Genomic DNA, 16,603 nt, shown 5'->3' with positions numbered 1-16,603 from the left:
ATTTTATAAGATAGAGGGATATTTTGATAATCTGAAATCCTTAATGACCGATAATGAATTCGACACTTCATGACCTCTTAAAGCAAAAAGGTGTAAGGTATGGTAGATATAATCTTAGTAAAATGTAGAGTAATTTGCATTTTTCTTCATAATCATTCGTGTTTCTAACATATTTTACCTATCTTTGTGCCTTAAAAAATAGAAGTTGCAAAATGGAAAAGTATGTGTTAGAATTACAGGCTGTACTAGACAAATATAGAAGTCTTGGTATTTCGCAGCAGATAGATTACGATAAGTTCTATCTGTATTCCATCATTACACACTCTACTGCCATAGAAGGTTCTACTGTGACGGAAATAGAGAATCAATTGCTCTTTGATGAAGGTATTTCTGCTAAAGGTAAACCCTTGGTAGAGCAGTTGATGAATCTTGATTTGAAGCATGCCTATGAGCAATCTATTCGATGGGCTAAGGAGCACAAACCTTTTTCTGTAGAAATGCTTAAGCAATTGTCTGCATTGGTGATGAAGAATACCGGCAGCGTTTATAGCACGCTTCAGGGGGAATTCGATTCTTCTAAAGGTGACCTCCGTCTATTAGGTGTCACAGCGGGAGCTGGTGGACGTTCCTATATGAACTTTCTGAAGGTTCCTGCAAGGTTGGCTGATTTCTGCAATGAGATAAACCGCAGGCGTGAATTGCTTCTTGAAAACCCGAGTGAAATGGATGCATATTTGTTGAGCTTCGATGCTCATAACATCCTTGTCAGTATCCATCCTTGGGTGGATGGAAATGGCAGAATGTCGCGTCTCATCATGAACCACCTTCAGTTTGAATTTAATCTTGTTCCGACAAAGGTAATGACTGATGATAAGGCAGCTTATATTGAAGCTCTTAATGCATCTCGAGAAGAAGAGTCGATGTTACCATTCCAGTCTTTCATGCTTCAAGAACATATCAAAAATCTTAAGGCTGAGATAGAACAGTATGAAAGATCTATGGATGATGATGTCGTGATAAATGTCGGGAAAAACTTTAAAAATGTCGGGAAAGAAAAACTGATTGAACTTTCTGAACGTCAGCAGAATATCATTTCTGTTGTTAAATGTCATCCGGCAATAACGATTCCGGAATTGGCGCAGAGAATGTCGGGAAAGAAAACTGTTACGACACGTACTATTGAAAGAGATATTGCTGCTCTTCAAGCCAAGGGAATCTTGAAACGTGAAGGAGGTAGAAAAAGTGGTAAATGGATAGTTGTAAACATCTGCCATACTTAACTATGCAGAGTCTTATAAGGAAGTTTTAGCTGTTGGTGTAAATGGTTATGAAGAAGCTGGTGATACAATTCTCGGCAGAAACGAAAAAGACCGCTCTCCTCGGGGAATATCTCTGAGGTGAGCGGTCGATTTTCATTTTTATGGATGAGTCTGCTTATTATAAAAGGTGGACTCCATGTTCTTTATCCCATGCAGCTCGTTACTCCGAGCGTAGTAGCGATAGCGGTCAGTATGCTGATGGCTATCTGAAGAATTGTTTTCCAAGTGTTCGCTTTCATTTTTTTTGAATGTTGAATGTTGAGTGTTGAATGTTGACTTTTTTTGTGGGCGGATAGGCTGGGCTAGGGGCTAGCACCCTAGCTAGTCTATCCTTGGGCTATTCAAGGCCGTCGCCAGTATCGTCCTTGCCGGTAGTGCTGCCGGTTGATTCGGAGCCTTGGCCATCGCTGCCCGTCTGACCGGTGTTTGAACCGCCTGGGGTAGAACCGCCTGACGTATTATCCGGAGTAGTTGGCGCGTTGAGGTCAACGTTGGTCTTACCCTCCTTAATAGCCTTGATAACGGCTGCCTGAGCACTGCGACTGGCTACGAGGTTGAACTCGGCGTCATCGCGAAGGTTCTTGAACTCCTGACCAGGTTCCCACTGAACCTTCACACCGGTGATGTTCTGCGAGGTGAACTTGTCGGCATCCTCGGCACCCTTCGAGGTGAGAAGGAGAGAGAAATCACCGAGGTCACCCAGACGGATCTTCTTGCCATCGAGCAACATCTCACGCATGCAGTCTACGGCGATGTAGAGGATGGCGCTGATGTCGGCTCTCGAATAAACACTACCATGAGAGGTGATGTGCTTGGCAAACTTCTCGATGGTCATGATGTCAGTGTACTGTGAGATGGCGAAAGCATTCTGCTTCTCAGTCTTCACGAGTTCCAGGTCCTTTGGGTCAGGGGTAGTACCCTCCTTCTTTGCCTGGTTGATGCGTGACTTAGCCTGGTTGATTTCCAGAAGATTTGCGTTCACGCTACGCATTACGATGCTGTAATTAATCATAGTCGTTGTAGTATGTTTAGAGTCCATTGTTTTGCAACTCCCCAGAATGCCCCGTTCCTGCCGTTTTCGGGGTCTTCATTGATGACCGGCGCCTGCCATCATTTAAGACCCGTGTTGGTCTTAAGAGAAGACCCGAGCAAGGCACAAAAGGCTGTTCTTTCGATTGCCGGTGCAAAGATACAACATTTTCGGGCAGAATGCAAGCTTTCACCCTGACTTTCTATGCGAGAAAAGTTATAAGTAGCTGTAATACAATAAGTTCTATTGATTTTCTGTCTGAACTTTATTGCAGAAACAATCAGCAATGGGAAAGTAAGGATGAAAAACAAGCGTGTCATTAAGGGTCAGTGTCATTAAGGGTCATTTAGAAAAATGAAAGTGTCATTTTGAGCTATAGTATATATAAATATTTATTTATATATACTATAGGGGAGTTTTCTCCCCCGAAAATGAAAATGACCCTTAATGACCTTGACCCTTAATGACACGCTAGATGAACTTGTGAGTTTTACCTGATATAGGTTGGGTGTATGTCTGAATGTATTGGTTATTAGTGTGTTATGCGTATTTCATTATATTCATACTCTAATATTTTGTGTATAATAATTATCTACATATTAAGTCACTTTAGTTAGCTGATATGTTGTTCGATTCTATATTTTTATCCTTGTTTTATGTTGCATTTGTCAAAAATACGTCATGTTAGAGGCGAATTTAATGTCCGAGGAGGGGCATTTTTTACCCTTAGAAGAGGGGGTAAAACATCTTCCTAACCCCCATATTTTGCATTTTTCCGTTAAATAACGTGATAAAATTCTTGGGTTTGCCAACTTTTTATTATCTTTGCTAGCAATTAACAAATTATTGACGTAGTAATAGTCCGGAAAGCTAGAAACTACATAACAACAATGCTGAGATGGAAATGGGTAATCTATTGCTATATAGCTATTTAGTATGTATATTTCGTGTGTGAAGTAAAGTCTGTATGTTGGGTTATGAATGGAATATATATTTACTTTTTAAATCATAGCATTCGTTTTTTATGCATTCTTCCAATACCTGTTTTCAGCGATGAAAAACAGAAAATTAGAGTTTCCTGATTACATAAACCCTTTTTTAGCCCATGAATAGCCGATTTTGCACTTTAATTCATGCCCTCATTGAGCAGCTGAAGGAGGAATATCCATTAGCTACGATTCATGGTCATAATGAGTTTGCCAACAAGGCTTGTCCCTGCTTTGATGTGAAGAAGGAGTGGGGCTAACAGATAGGGAACGCGCTGCGTTCCCTATTTATACTTATTTTCCGATGCAAAAGTGCTTGAAGATATTATTTAGCGTTTCCTGGCTACTGATCTGTCCGCCAGTGATTTCGCCCAATTCTTCCAATACCATTTTCAGGTCTTCGGCGATGATGTCGCCGCTCATGTCCATTTCCATCGACTCCAATACTCGGGAGAGGGAATTGTGGGCACGGAGAAGGGCCTCGTAGTGGCGGGCACTCGTTATGATGACGTCGTTCTCGGTAATCTCAGGAATATCAGCGGTTTTTACTAATGCCTGCTCCAGGGATGAAACGTTCTCGCCTGTGCGGGCACTGATGAAGAGTGGGGCTTCTGGTTCGCTGGAATCTCCTTCGCTGGCTTCTGATTCGCTGGAATCTGAGCCACAGGAATGGGTGAATTTATCGAACGCAAGTTTGTCATTCTCAAGTTTATCCATCTTATTAAATACTACCAGCAGCTTCTTGCCCTGGTTCTTCTGCTTCATCTCCTCGATTTCTGAGGCTGACGGCTGCTCATCCAATAGCCAGATTACTATCTTCGCCTCTTCCATCTTCTGGAAGGTGCGCTCTATTCCGATGTTTTCTACTATATCATCCGTCTTGCGGATTCCGGCTGTGTCAATAAAGCGGAAGGTGATTCCGTCGATGAGGGTGGTGTCTTCGATTACATCTCGGGTGGTTCCGTGAATGTCGCTCACGATTGCCTTCTCCTCGTGGAGCAGACGGTTGAGCAGGGTGCTCTTGCCCACATTCGTCTTGCCTACGATGGCTACGGCTACTCCCTGCTTTAGGGCATTGCCGGTTTCGAAGGAGTGGGCGAGGGTGGTAATCTTGTGATTGATTTCTTCGGCTAGTGCCTGGAGTTCGCTGCGGTCGGCAAACTCCAGTTCTTCGTGGTCGCTGAAGTCGAGCTCCAACTCCAGGAGCGAAGTCATCTTTAATAATTTTTCGCGAAGGAGGGAGAGTTCGTTGCTGAAATGACCCTTCAGTTGGCTGAGCGCCATCTTGTGGGTTGCCTTGTTGGTAGAGGCGATGAGATCAGCTACGGCTTCTGCCTGGGAGAGGTCCATCTTGCCGTTGAGATAGGCACGACGGGTGTATTCGCCCGGTTCTGCCTGGCGACATCCTACCTCCGTAAAGCGATGGAGAACCTGCTGAAGAATGTATCGGCTGCCATGACAGGAAATCTCGGTGGAGTTCTCGCCTGTATAACTGTGGGGTGCACGGAACACGCTCACCAGTACATCATCAATGGTGTTGCCATCCTTATCCTTGATTTCGCCATAATGCAGGGTGTAGGGCTTGGCTTCTTCCAGGGATTTGCCGTTGGCAGACTGGAAGATTTTGTCGGTGAGGGTAATGGCGTCGGAGCCACTGAGTCGGATGATTCCGATAGCACCGCCGGCTGGGGTTGCCAGGGCGCAGATACATTCTTCTTGATTCTTCATTTATTGATTCGTATTTTAAAGCTTTTGCCCTTTCAGGGCGACAGGGTTGTTTGCTGTTTTAACCCAGGGTGTTGCCCTGGGCTAGGAGCTTCTGCCCTTTCAGGGCGTATTGCTGCAATGGAGCTAGATTCTATCTAATACAACCTTGATGAGATTGTCGATGGTGCTCTTGTAGCCGGTGTTGGCGCTGAGGGCACGGCGGTTGGCGATGACCATGCAGCAGGTTAATGCCTTATGACCGAGGAGAAGGGAAAGACCGGCGAGGGCTGAACTCTCCATCTCGAAGTTGTTGACGCGCAGACCGTTATACTCGAATGCTTCAATCTTCTGATTAAGTTCCGGGTCGGCAAGTGGGGCACGGAGTTCGCGGCCCTGAGGTCCGTAGAAACCGCCACAGGCTATAGTGATTCCGCGTACCATATCATCGCCGGCTATCTGGTTGAGCAGTTCCGGATTGTTGTCTACACAATATGGGTTGCCAATCTGGTCGTTCCATTTTACCTGGCGCTTGAATTCTGCCTCTGTTTCGAGGTCGCAGATTTCGTTGCGACGGGCATAGAAGTTGATGAGTCCGTCGAAACCGATGCTCTTCTGCGAGGCTACGAAGGTTCCGGCAGGGCAGTTGAGCTGCAGACCGCCGCAGGTTCCGATGCGCACGAGGGTGAGCGTGGTGTGCTCGGGTTTCTCGGTGCGGGTTTTGAAATCGATGTTCTTCAGCGCATCGAGCTCGTTGACTACTATATCGATATTATCGCATCCTATTCCGGTGCTCTGCACGGTGATTCGCTTACCTTTATATGTGCCGGTGATGGCGTGGAATTCCCGACTTGAAACTTCGCATTCCTTCTCATCGAAATGGGAGGCTACGAGGGCTACGCGACCTGGGTCGCCAACGAGGATTACTTTATCAGCCACTTGTTCCGGGCGTAGATGAAGGTGGAAGCAGCTTCCGTCTTCATTGATAATCAATTCTGATTCTGCAAAATATTTGCTCATGGTTCTTTTGATTTTAAGTTATACATTATTTATATTGGGGCTTTGCGCCCCTCTGTGTTTAAGATTAGCAAAGATACGAATAAAAAATGAAATGGAATATTTTTTTAATGATTTTAAACAGTAAAAAAGCACGAAGGGCAAATCCCGAAAATGGAACTTGCCCTTCTCTTTCAAATCTCTCTTCATTTATATCTAGTAAAGACTGCCGATGAACGGAGCCTTTTGCCGGATATTCAGATATGGTTAAACCCGGATGAGTGGTTATGAATTCATAGAGAGCAGGAACTCGTCGTTGTTGCGAGTATGCTGCATGTTCTTGTGGATGGTGCTCATCGCCTCGATAGCGTTCATATCTGACAGATACTTGCGCAGAATCCACATGCGGTCGAGCGTTGTCTTGTCCTGTAGGAGATCGTCGCGACGGGTAGACGAAGAAATGAGGTTGACAGCAGGGAAGATGCGCTTGTTGCTGAGTGAGCGGTCGAGCTGCAACTCCATGTTACCTGTTCCCTTGAACTCCTCGAAGATGACTTCATCCATCTTACTACCTGTATCGATGAGGGCAGTAGCGATGATGGTGAGCGAACCGCCGCCTTCGATGTTACGCGCAGCACCGAAGAAACGCTTAGGCTTCTGGAGGGCGTTTGCATCTACACCACCGGTAAGCACCTTACCAGATGCAGGAGCTGTGGTGTTGTAGGCACGGGCGAGACGGGTGATGGAATCGAGGAAGATGACAACATCATGTCCGCATTCTACCATTCTCTTAGCCTTCTCGAGCACGATTCCGGCAATCTTGACATGGCGCTCTGCAGGTTCGTCGAAGGTAGAGGCGATAACCTCTGCATTCACGGTGCGTGCCATGTCGGTAACCTCCTCAGGACGCTCGTCGATGAGCAGCATCATGAGGTAAGCCTCAGGATGGTTGGCTGCGATGGCGTTGGCAATATCCTTCATGAGGATGGTCTTACCGGTCTTAGGCTGAGCCACGATGAGCGCACGCTGACCCTTACCGATTGGCGAGAAGAGGTCTACGATGCGGGTGCTGAGATTGGTGGTGCGGCGGTCGCCACAGAGATTGAACTTCTCATCAGGGAAGAGTGGGGTGAGGTGCTCGAAAGGAACACGGTCACGAACCTCCGACGGGTCACGGCCATTGATCTTGATGATGCTGGTGAGCGGGAAGTATTTCTCGCCTTCGTGAGGCGGACGCACCTTGCACTCGATGACATCGCCAGTCTTCAGACCGAACTTCTTGACGAAGCTGGATGCTACATAAACATCGTCTGGTGAAGAAAGGTAATTGTAATCGCTGCTGCGCAGGAATCCGTAGCCCTCTGAAATCACTTCGAGCACACCGTTGGATTTCACGAGATTGCTGAAATCGTAGGCTGGTGCTTCCTGCTTGTTCTTGGCTGCAGGGGCAGCAGCAGGTGTGTGCTGGTGAGAAGTCTGTGGAGTGGTAGGACGGTCGAAGATGTCGACAGTAGGAATGGCAGCCTGGTCTTCGATAGGAATGTCGACTACCGGGATGAAATCGGTTCCGTCGCCCGGATCACCCTTCCAGGTTCCGTCTGCATCGAGTTCTATCTTCATACCTTCAGTATAGTGGATAGGAGCTGACTCCTGTTTCTTATCGGTTGCAGTTTTTTCAGTAGCTTCTTCCTTTGCCTCCTCAGCTGGAGCCGGAGCGGCTGCCGGAGCTGGAGCTGCTGCTGCGTTCTGTGCATTCATCTTAGCCTGGAGCATCGCCTGCAAATCGCCGCTGATGTTAGCGCTCTCATCGTTTCCGGCAGAGAACTGCTCTTCAGGAACGGCAGCTTGCTCAGGTGCTGCCTGCTCAGGAGCAGTCTGCTGGTTATCGGCTGTTGCCTCTTCCGGCTGTTCTGCCTCAGTAGCAGCCTGCTGTTTAGCCTTCTCCTGTGCATCTTTCGCCATCTGCGCTTCTATCTCGGCTTTTACCGCCTGATGCTTTCTGATGGCAGCTGCTCTGGCTTCTGCAATGGCTTCGAGTTCTGCCTTGCTTCTTCTGCCGCGGTGTTTCGGGAAGTTGGCAAGTACCTGAGCCTCGATGTCTTCGCCTGATTGGTTTAGAGTCTGCTTCTGGGCAGATGATTGTAAACTCTGCTCTGCCGGGCTGAACTGGATTTCTTCCTCAACCGCTGGGGCTGGGGCAGTTTCGTTCATAGCCTGAGGAGCAGTCTCGCCGCCGTTAGGACCCAATACCTGGTTCTTCTGCACGTCGAAATTCTCTCCTTCATTACCGTGTACGGAATAAACACGGTCTTCTTTCTTGGTTGCAATGCGGGTGCGCTTGCGCTTAGGGGCTGCTTCAGGAGCTGGCTGTTCTGCCTGGGCGTCGAGAATGGCGTAGACGATAGTTCCCTTGTTATCGCTCTTCTTTACCTTGGCTCCAAGTTCCTTGGCAATGTCCTTCAACTGAACGACACTCTTTGCTTGTAATTCTTCTTTGCTATACATATATTATATATTGTATATTAATGATTTTCTTTCTGAAATGTCGCGTTTCTGAATGGAAACACGGTATTGATTGATAAATTCGTGTGCAAAGATAATTAAAAAATTTGTTTCTGCCAAATATTTTGCCTATCTTTGCACAAAAAAAATAAAAATGGCTAGTCAAATACCCTATTTAGACGTTCAAAACCTCACCAAACGCTTTGGTGCACAGGTTCTTTTTGATAATATTTCCTTCTCTATCGCTGAAGGACAGAAAGTGGGACTCGTGGCGAGAAACGGCACGGGAAAGTCTACACTCATGTCGGTGCTGATGGATAAAGAGGGACACGAGAGCGGAGACATCATCTACCGACGCGATTTGAAGGTGGGCTATCTGGAGCAGTCGCCGCAGTTTGATCCGGAGGAAAGTGTGCTGCAGGCGTGCTTCAATCATGAGGATGATCCGGAGAAGGTGCTGAAGGCGAAACAGATTCTCACACAGCTGCACATTACCAACCTGGAACAGCCGATGGGACAGCTCAGCGGCGGACAGCAGAAGCGAGTGGCGCTGGCGAATGTGCTGATTACGGAACCCGACTTCCTGATGCTGGACGAGCCAACCAACCACCTGGACCTGGAGATGATAGAGTGGCTGGAGGGTTATCTGAACCGCGGCAACAAGACCATCTTCATGGTTACGCACGACCGATTCTTCCTGGACAAGGTGTGCAATACGATTCTGGAACTCGACGACCGCACCATCTACACCTACCGCGGCAATTATGCCTATTATCTGGAGAAGAGGCAGGAGAGAATGGACAATCTGAGAGCCGAAATTCAGCACTCGAAGAATCTCTACCGCAGGGAACTCGACTGGATGCGCCGCCAGCCTCAGGCTCGCGGACACAAGGCGAAATACCGCGAGGATGCTTTCTACGAGCTGGAGAAGGTGGCGAAGCAGCGCATAGAAGACAGGCAGGTAAGGCTGAAGGCTTCTACCGTTTATATAGGTTCGAAGATTTTTGAATGCCAGTATGTGAGCAAGGCTTTCGACGACAGGGGACAGAAGAAGGTGATTCTCGACAACTTCTACTACAACTTTGCCCGCTTCGAGAAGATGGGTATTGTGGGTAATAACGGAACGGGAAAATCGACCTTCATCAAGATGCTGCTGGGCGAGGTTCAGCCCGACAGCGGCAAGTTTGACATCGGCGAGACGGTTCGCTTCGGCTATTTCTCGCAGGAGGGACTGAAATTCCGTGAAGACCAGAAGGTGATTGACGTGATTACGGAGATTGCCGATTACATAGATCTGGGCGGCAAGCACATGACGGCTTCGCAGTTTCTGCAGTTCTTCCTCTTTACGCCCGAAGAGCAGCACAACTACGTTTACAAGCTGAGCGGCGGCGAGAAGCGCAAGCTTTACCTCTGTACGGTGCTGATGAGGAATCCGAACTTCTTGGTGCTGGACGAGCCGACCAACGACCTCGACATCCAGACGCTGCAGGTACTGGAAGAATATCTTCAGGATTTTGCGGGTTGCGTCATCGTGGTGAGCCACGACCGCTATTTCATGGACAAGGTAGTAGACCATCTGCTGGTTTTCAAGGGCGAAGGCGAAATACAGGATTTCCCAGGCAACTATACGCAGTACAGGGAATGGAGCCGGATGCAGGCGAAGGACGAGGCGGAACAGGCGAAACCGGCAAAGAGCGGAAATGCAACGGCAGAAAGCGACGGAGCTGGCTCGGCCAAGCGCGACGCCAATTTTGAGAACAAGCGCAAGATGAGCTACAAGGAGAAGCGCGAATATGAGCAGCTGACCCAGGAAATAGATGCGCTGACCGAGGAACAGAAGAAGCTGGAAGAGGAACTCTGCAGCGGAAATCTATCGGTTGAGGAACTGACGGAGAAAAGCAAGCGCCTGCCTGAAATCAAGGATGAACTTGATAAGAAGGAAATGAGATGGCTGGAACTGGCTGAAATGCTCTAGACTTTGAACTTTGAGCGTTGAACATTGAACTTTATGATTAGTTGATGTGCGGCCGTTAATAATAAACATTTATAAAAGAAAATAGAAAGAATGGAAATTAAGAAATCAGAATTTACAATATCGGCTCCACGAGTGAGCATGTGTCCGAAAGATACGAAGGCTGAATATGCTTTCATCGGCAGAAGTAATGTGGGAAAATCGAGCCTCATCAATATGCTCTGCAACCACAAGGGTTTGGCTAAGACTTCAGCCACACCGGGTAAGACGCTGCTTATCAACCACTTCATTATCAACAACGAATGGTATCTGGTAGACCTTCCTGGCTATGGTTTCGCCAAACGTTCGAAGACCGTACAGAAGCAGCTGGAACAAATGATAAGCAGTTATATTCTGCAGCGCCAGCAGTTGGCTAATGTCTTTGTGCTCATCGACGTGCGCCACGATCAGCAGAAGATAGACCGCGAGTTTGTAGACTGGCTGGGCGAGAGCGGCGTTCCTTTCTGCATCGTCTTTACCAAGGCCGACAAGTTGGGTCCGGTCAAGGCTCGCATGAATGCGGAGAAATGGATGCATGCGCTGGAAGACCGCTGGGAAGCACTTCCACCTTATTTCATTACCAGTAGTGAAAAGAAGATGGGACGCGACGAGGTGCTCGACTATATTGACGAAATCAACAAATCTCTCGCCGGAGAATAATCTTTCGGGAGAGAATAAACCAACAGAGAATGAAACAGATTAATTGGGGATTTATCGGCTGCGGAGAAGTAACCGAAAAGAAAAGCGGACCGGCTTTCAACGAAGTGGAGGGTTCGCAGGTGGTGGCTGTGATGAGCCGAAGCGAGAACAAGGCACGCAGCTATGCTGAGCGCCATCATGTGCGCAAATGGTACACGGATGCATCGGAATTGATAGAAGATCCCGATGTGAATGCTGTTTACATCGCCACGCCACCTTCTTCTCACGCCACCTTCGCCATTATGGCGATGCGTGCGGGCAAACCCTGCTACATAGAGAAACCGCTGGCAGCGAGCTACAACGACTGCATCCGCATCAACCGCATCAGCGAGCAGACGGGTGTCCCCTGCTTTGTAGCTTACTATCGCCGTTATCTTCCTTACTTCCAGAAGGTAAAGGAGATTATCGAGAGCGGAACCATCGGTAACGTGGTGAATGTTCAGGTGCGCTTCTCGGTTCCTCCGCGCGATCTCGACTTTCAGAGCGGCAAGGAAATGCCTTGGCGACTGCAGCCGGATATTGCGGGCGGCGGCTATTTCTACGACCTGGCTCCTCATCAGATAGATTTGCTCCAGAATCTGTTTGGTGTGATTACCCGTGCGCACGGCTATCCTGCCAACAGAGCGCATCTTTATCAGGCTGAAGATACGCTCTCGGCGTGCTTCTTCTTTGAGAGTGGAATTCCGGGCAGCGGAAGCTGGTGCTTCGTGGGACATGAGAGTGCGAAGGAAGACTGCATCGAGGTGATTGGCGAGAAAGGTTCGCTCTCATTCTCGGTGTTCACTTACCAGCCGATAGAAGTGATTACGAGCGAAGGAAAGAACTTGATTACGGTTCCGAATCCGCCTTATGTGCAGCTGCCGCTCATCAAGAGTGTGATTCAGCATCTGCAGGGAATAGGAAAATGCGACTGCACCAGCGTTTCGGCTACGGCTGTTAACTGGGTGCTGGACCGAGTCTTGTGGAAGAACTGATTTTTTACAAATTCATCATCAGGATTAAAACGTAAGTTATGAAGAGATGTTTCTGTATAGTAGGATTTATCTGTTCCCTTGCCTGCACTTCGGCAAGGGCAGGGGAGCCCGTGGATTCTACCATGCTGGGAACGCTCTTCAACAAGACGATGTTCATGTCCAATTCCCAGGACAGCCTCGTGAAAGAGCGCCATCGCAAAACCTTCTTCCATCAGGTGGGAGATGTGTTCACCCGGTTCTTCAGAGAATTCAACAGTACGGATTCGGCTTATATAGAAGACCAGCATTACAATTATACGGTGATGCTGCAGAACACCAATACCTACGAGGAATATACGCTCAGAAACAGCGAAGGACAGAGCATTTCCTTCTCGCCTGATCCTTCTTACCGCCTGGGGCCTTATCTGGGCTGGCGATGGGTGTTTCTGGGTTATACGTTCGACCTGAAGCACATTAATTTCAGGAATAACCACACTAATAAAAAGGAGTTTGACCTGAGCCTCTACAGCATTCTGCTGGGAATAGACCTGTTCTGGCGACAGACGGGAAATGACTATCATGTTCTGCGGATGAATCTGGGTGAGCACATCGATTGTGACCCTATCCGCAAGGCTCCTTTCGATGGTTTCAAATCGAGCATCAAGGGATTCAATCTTTATTACATCTTCAACCATCGTCGCTTCTCTTATCCTGCCGCCTATTCGCAGAGTACGGTGCAGCGGAGAAGTGCCGGTTCCATGCTTCTGGGAGTCGGTTACACGGAGCACGAACTGGAGGTGAACTGGGATAAACTGACAAATCTTGTAGATGAACGGCTGAACAAAAATCTGACAAACGGGGGGACTCCGGAAGCCAAGATAGACAGTTCGCTGATGTTCAGCAAGGTGAAATACAGCGATGTGAACGTAACCTGCGGCTATGCTTACAACTGGGTTTTCGCCAAGAACTGGCTCTTCAATGCTTCGCTCTCGGTAGGTGTGGCTTACAACAGCTCGAAATCGGATAATGAAAGGGAACATCTGGACATTACCAACTTCAGTTTCAAGAATGTGAACCTGGATGGAATAGGCCGCTTCGGTATTGTGTGGAACAACACGCATTGGTACGCGGGCGCCAGCACCATCATCCATTCCTACAACTATAAGAAAAAACAGTTTTCTACCAACAATTCGTTTGGCTCACTCAATATATATGTGGGTGTGAACTTCGGCAGGAAACGTCATCATTAACATATAAAAAGAGAAGAGATGAAAATATTTACGAAAATGGCAGCTGTCGTGCTGGCTTGCATGCTGGCTGTTCCGGGAGAAGCCAGGGTGAATGTGGTTTATCAGCGGCAGGACAGTCTGCGGATTGTAGGACTGCTGCAGCAGGCAAGGGCTATGAAGAAGAAACCAGCCAGTTGGATGCTCTGGTTTGGCAAGCAGATGGCGGGCGTTCCTTATGTGGGCGGCACGTTGGACCGGACGAAGGAAGAGGTGCTCATCGTGAACACCCGTGAGCTGGACTGCACCACATACGTAGAGATGGTTACGGCGCTCACCCTGTGCGCCAAGAAGAACGAGACTTCTTTCTCGGCTTTCTGTGAACATCTCCGAAATGTGCGTTATGTGGGCGGAGAGATTTCCTATGTGAAGCGCCAGCATTATTTCACGATTTGGATGGATGCAAACGAGCGCGAGGGAATCGTGAAGAATATTGCGCCCAATCCTCCTTTCTCGGCCGTTCAGACTGTGAACATCAACTGGATGAGTACGCATGTTTCGAGCTATAAGATGCTTAAGGCTCATCCGGAATGGAAATCGGGAATCAGAAAACTGGAACAGAGTGTAAACGGCAAGCGTTACCGTTATGTTCCGAAGGGTAAGATTGCCAACACGGCAGTTTTCCGCAACGCTATTCACGATGGTGACATTATCGCCATCATTACCAACAAGAAGGGGCTCGACACGACCCACATCGGTATTGCTTCCTGGCACAAAGACGGATTGCATCTGCTCAACGCCAGCAGCATTCACAAGAAAGTGATTGATGAACCGATGACGCTTTATACTTACATGCATAAACATCCGGTGCAGATAGGAATCAGGGTTTGCAGAGTTCAGTAAAAAAATATTAGAAAAGAAAAGATAAATGGAAGAGAAAAAGAATTTTGAAGCGATCTTCAAGGAAGATCTTTATCAATATCTGCTGAGTATTGATAAGGTAGATGCTCATTTGCCGGAAGCTCCGGATTTGGAAGAGCTGTGGCAGAAAGTAGGCGAGAGTTATCTGCCTGATGCGATTCGCGAGTTTGCCAAATATCCTACGGTTTCATTGGGTTGGATCATGTATGTAGGAATGGCACTTGCCAAGTATTGGGATGAGGATTGGGAACTCTACAGCAAGGTAGAGAATCATTATGAATATCTTCGTGACAGAATAGATTTCGACCACATGGATGATTACATCTGCGAAAAGGTTCTGCTGCTGAATGAGGAAGCGCATAAGGCTGTTACGAATGTAGTGGCAGAATGTGCTTCGCGCTCTTACAGCAAGCTGATTCATCTGAATCTGCAGCCTGGAAGCGAGGAAGCCTTCCGTGGTTTCGTTGCCGCCCTTCACCAGATGTTCCTCATGGGAATAGCCGTAGAGCTAAAAATGCTGGGTTACCACATGACTAAAATGTAAAAGAAAGTCCGTAGGCGTTCTGTTAAAATGCCTACGGACTTTCTTACTTATTACTAAAATAATTACTTCATTTTCTTGAGATATTCTCCAGCGCGGGAATCGCCGAGTTCCTGAGCTTTCTTCAGGTTCTTGATGGCCTCTTCCTTATTTCCTTTCTCCTTCTGGAGCAGACCTAAGAGAAGGTAGCCGTCAGCATATTCAGGAGCCAACTCTATGCAATGGGTGGCTGCGCTGATTCCTTCATCATAACGCTTTACACGCAAGTCGAGACTTGCCCATTCTGCAAAATATGTAGGCTCTTTAGGAGCCAGGTAACAGGTGCGGGCAATATCAAGCAGGGCTGGCTGCCACATGCGTAACTTGGTTTCGCATTGGTAACGGGTGTAGAAGAAGGCTGGCGAAACAGGACGGGCAATGGAATCGTACATATTATAATCCTGAATAGCGCGGCGGAATTCACCCTGCTCCTTCAGAAATTCTCCACGTGCCAGATAATAATTCGCAACCATTCCGGTCTTGCTTCCAACGCTTACCGCACTATCGAGCAAAACTTCAATCTCCTTGGCTGGAGCCTTGAGATTCTTCTTAGCCTGGGCAGCCTCAAAATAGAGTTCGCCGCTGAGAAGTGAAGTATTGGTCAAATCCATGAAAGTATCGTAAGCTTTCTGATACTCACCCTTTACAAAATTAATCTGCGCTTCCTGATGGCGGTAAATAGGCTGAGCCTTGATTTCGTATGCCTTCTGAGCCTCAGCTATTGCCTTATCAAGCGTCCAGTCCTTATAAACAGAATCGCCCTTGTAAATAATCTTCTGATAAATCAGGTCGGCATAGTTGGAATGAGCCTCATCCTTGGCAGCCGATTTCTTAATGCCTTCTTCCATCAGTTTGGCAGCTGCATCATATTCTGCCTTATCCGTCAGATAAGCGGCTTTCTCCTTGTAACCGAAGGCTGAAGTAGGGAATTTGCTGATAAACTCATCGCTATATTTCGCATACTCATCAGCAGTAGTCTGGCCTTTCTTCAGAGTCATCATCGTCATCGCTTCGTTCTCTGTATCAGGAAGAGCTGTACGGATGGTGGTTTCGCGAAGGGCTGCGTCAAGACTCGAAAGACCGGTTACCTTCAGTTGCTTGGCGTAGTTGGCGTCGATGGCCGTAACCTGACCATTGCTGTGCATCAGACCGATGACCTGTCCGTTCTTGTTGGCAAACGGACAACCTACTGCATTTTCGGGAGCACTATTCGAGAAGATGTAATAGTTGTACGTAGTCTTGAACTTCTCCACGCTGCTGATGTCCTCCTGCTGGTAAGCCGGCTTCTTGATAGAATAAGGAACCAGCCAGACCTTGTCGCCAGCAGCCGATTCCTTGGTTGCGATAGGGGCAGCAACTGTAGAGGCGTTGATTCGGAATTTAGCCACATCGTAGAGTTCGTCGGCTCCCATGATGGCCTCAACAGGAATCGATTTGCCGGAAGCGTCAACAACGCTTGCCTTTACAGCTCCGACAAATGGTTTGAAGGTGCTGATAGCCGTTCCCTTGTTGTCGATAAAAACACCTTGAGTAGAGGCGATAATGTCGCCTTTCTGATTGAAAGTAGTCAAGGTGAAAACGCTCTTAGCCAGTTTCTGGACCGAACCCGGCTGTGCATAGAGGGATGATGCTCCGAGCATCAGTCCCATCATGATCATATTTATTTTTTTCATAAT

Annotated in this window: 14 protein-coding genes; 8 read left to right on the top strand and 6 right to left on the bottom strand. The window is 47.8% G+C overall.

Annotation, left to right across the window (positions count from 1 at the left end; translation table 11 throughout):
- The first annotated feature begins 212 nt into the window (after positions 1-212).
- Entirely contained in the window at positions 213-1,280 is a 1,068-nt protein-coding gene (locus FO447_RS05070) for a Fic family protein (protein ID WP_118066357.1), read from the top strand.
- Between the two features lie 182 nt (positions 1,281-1,462).
- On the opposite strand, the gene FO447_RS05065 is transcribed toward FO447_RS05070, so the two are convergent.
- Both FO447_RS05065 and FO447_RS05060 read right to left on the bottom strand, forming a co-directional pair.
- The gene (locus tag FO447_RS05065; RefSeq protein ID WP_153072405.1) at positions 1,463-1,558 is read right to left on the bottom strand and encodes a smalltalk protein; all 96 of its coding nucleotides are present in this window, start codon (positions 1,556-1,558) and stop codon (positions 1,463-1,465) included.
- Positions 1,559-1,656: 98 nt separating this feature from the next.
- Positions 1,657-2,331: an HU family DNA-binding protein gene (locus FO447_RS05060; protein ID WP_118415284.1), complete on the bottom strand. Its 675-nt coding sequence runs from the start codon at positions 2,329-2,331 to the stop codon at positions 1,657-1,659.
- A 1,123-nt stretch (positions 2,332-3,454) separates the two neighbouring features.
- Between FO447_RS05060 and FO447_RS05055 the strand changes: the two genes are divergently transcribed.
- Positions 3,455-3,595 (top strand): N-acetylmuramoyl-L-alanine amidase, encoded by a 141-nt coding sequence (locus FO447_RS05055; protein ID WP_006846565.1) that lies wholly within the window; start codon positions 3,455-3,457, stop codon positions 3,593-3,595.
- Positions 3,596-3,629: 34 nt separating this feature from the next.
- Here FO447_RS05055 and mnmE read toward each other — a convergent pair whose 3' ends face one another.
- The 3 genes from mnmE to rho form a co-directional block, all read right to left on the bottom strand.
- Positions 3,630-5,063: a tRNA uridine-5-carboxymethylaminomethyl(34) synthesis GTPase MnmE gene (gene mnmE / locus FO447_RS05050; protein WP_200757980.1), complete on the bottom strand. Its 1,434-nt coding sequence runs from the start codon at positions 5,061-5,063 to the stop codon at positions 3,630-3,632.
- Between the two features lie 123 nt (positions 5,064-5,186).
- Positions 5,187-6,059, bottom strand: a complete 873-nt coding sequence (locus FO447_RS05045) for a nucleoside phosphorylase (protein WP_006846571.1) — start codon at positions 6,057-6,059, stop codon at positions 5,187-5,189.
- A 261-nt stretch (positions 6,060-6,320) separates the two neighbouring features.
- Complete coding sequence (gene rho / locus FO447_RS05040; RefSeq protein WP_200757978.1) at positions 6,321-8,540, bottom strand: transcription termination factor Rho; 2,220 nt, start codon at positions 8,538-8,540, stop codon at positions 6,321-6,323.
- A 151-nt stretch (positions 8,541-8,691) separates the two neighbouring features.
- Between rho and FO447_RS05035 the strand changes: the two genes are divergently transcribed.
- From FO447_RS05035 to FO447_RS05010, 6 genes are all read left to right on the top strand, one after another.
- Entirely contained in the window at positions 8,692-10,512 is a 1,821-nt protein-coding gene (locus tag FO447_RS05035) for an ABC-F family ATP-binding cassette domain-containing protein (RefSeq protein WP_200757976.1), read from the top strand.
- 90 nt (positions 10,513-10,602) lie between these two features.
- Positions 10,603-11,208, top strand: a complete 606-nt coding sequence (gene yihA, locus FO447_RS05030; RefSeq protein ID WP_022120663.1) for a ribosome biogenesis GTP-binding protein YihA/YsxC — start codon at positions 10,603-10,605, stop codon at positions 11,206-11,208.
- A gap of 29 nt (positions 11,209-11,237) precedes the next feature.
- Positions 11,238-12,221 (top strand): Gfo/Idh/MocA family protein, encoded by a 984-nt coding sequence (locus tag FO447_RS05025; protein ID WP_022120662.1) that lies wholly within the window; start codon positions 11,238-11,240, stop codon positions 12,219-12,221.
- A gap of 155 nt (positions 12,222-12,376) precedes the next feature.
- The gene (locus tag FO447_RS05020; protein WP_200758463.1) at positions 12,377-13,450 is read left to right on the top strand and encodes a DUF4421 domain-containing protein; all 1,074 of its coding nucleotides are present in this window, start codon (positions 12,377-12,379) and stop codon (positions 13,448-13,450) included.
- Between the two features lie 18 nt (positions 13,451-13,468).
- Positions 13,469-14,329 carry an N-acetylmuramoyl-L-alanine amidase-like domain-containing protein gene (locus FO447_RS05015; protein WP_153119215.1) on the top strand — a complete coding sequence of 287 codons (861 nt, stop codon included), beginning with the start codon at positions 13,469-13,471 and terminating at the stop codon, positions 14,327-14,329.
- A 25-nt stretch (positions 14,330-14,354) separates the two neighbouring features.
- Positions 14,355-14,891 carry a hypothetical protein gene (locus FO447_RS05010; protein WP_022120659.1) on the top strand — a complete coding sequence of 179 codons (537 nt, stop codon included), beginning with the start codon at positions 14,355-14,357 and terminating at the stop codon, positions 14,889-14,891.
- A gap of 62 nt (positions 14,892-14,953) precedes the next feature.
- Here the strand turns inward: FO447_RS05010 and FO447_RS05005 are convergent, their stop codons facing one another.
- A complete protein-coding gene (locus tag FO447_RS05005; protein ID WP_200757974.1) occupies positions 14,954-16,600 on the bottom strand; it encodes a tetratricopeptide repeat protein in 1,647 nt (548 codons plus the stop codon).
- Between the last annotated feature and the right edge of the window lie 3 nt (positions 16,601-16,603).

Source organism: Segatella copri (assembly GCF_015074785.1).
In the GTDB taxonomy this organism is placed as follows: Bacteria; Bacteroidota; Bacteroidia; order Bacteroidales; family Bacteroidaceae; genus Prevotella.
The sequence above is the reverse complement of the archived record's forward strand: the minus strand, read 5'-3'. Positions and strand labels throughout refer to the sequence as shown.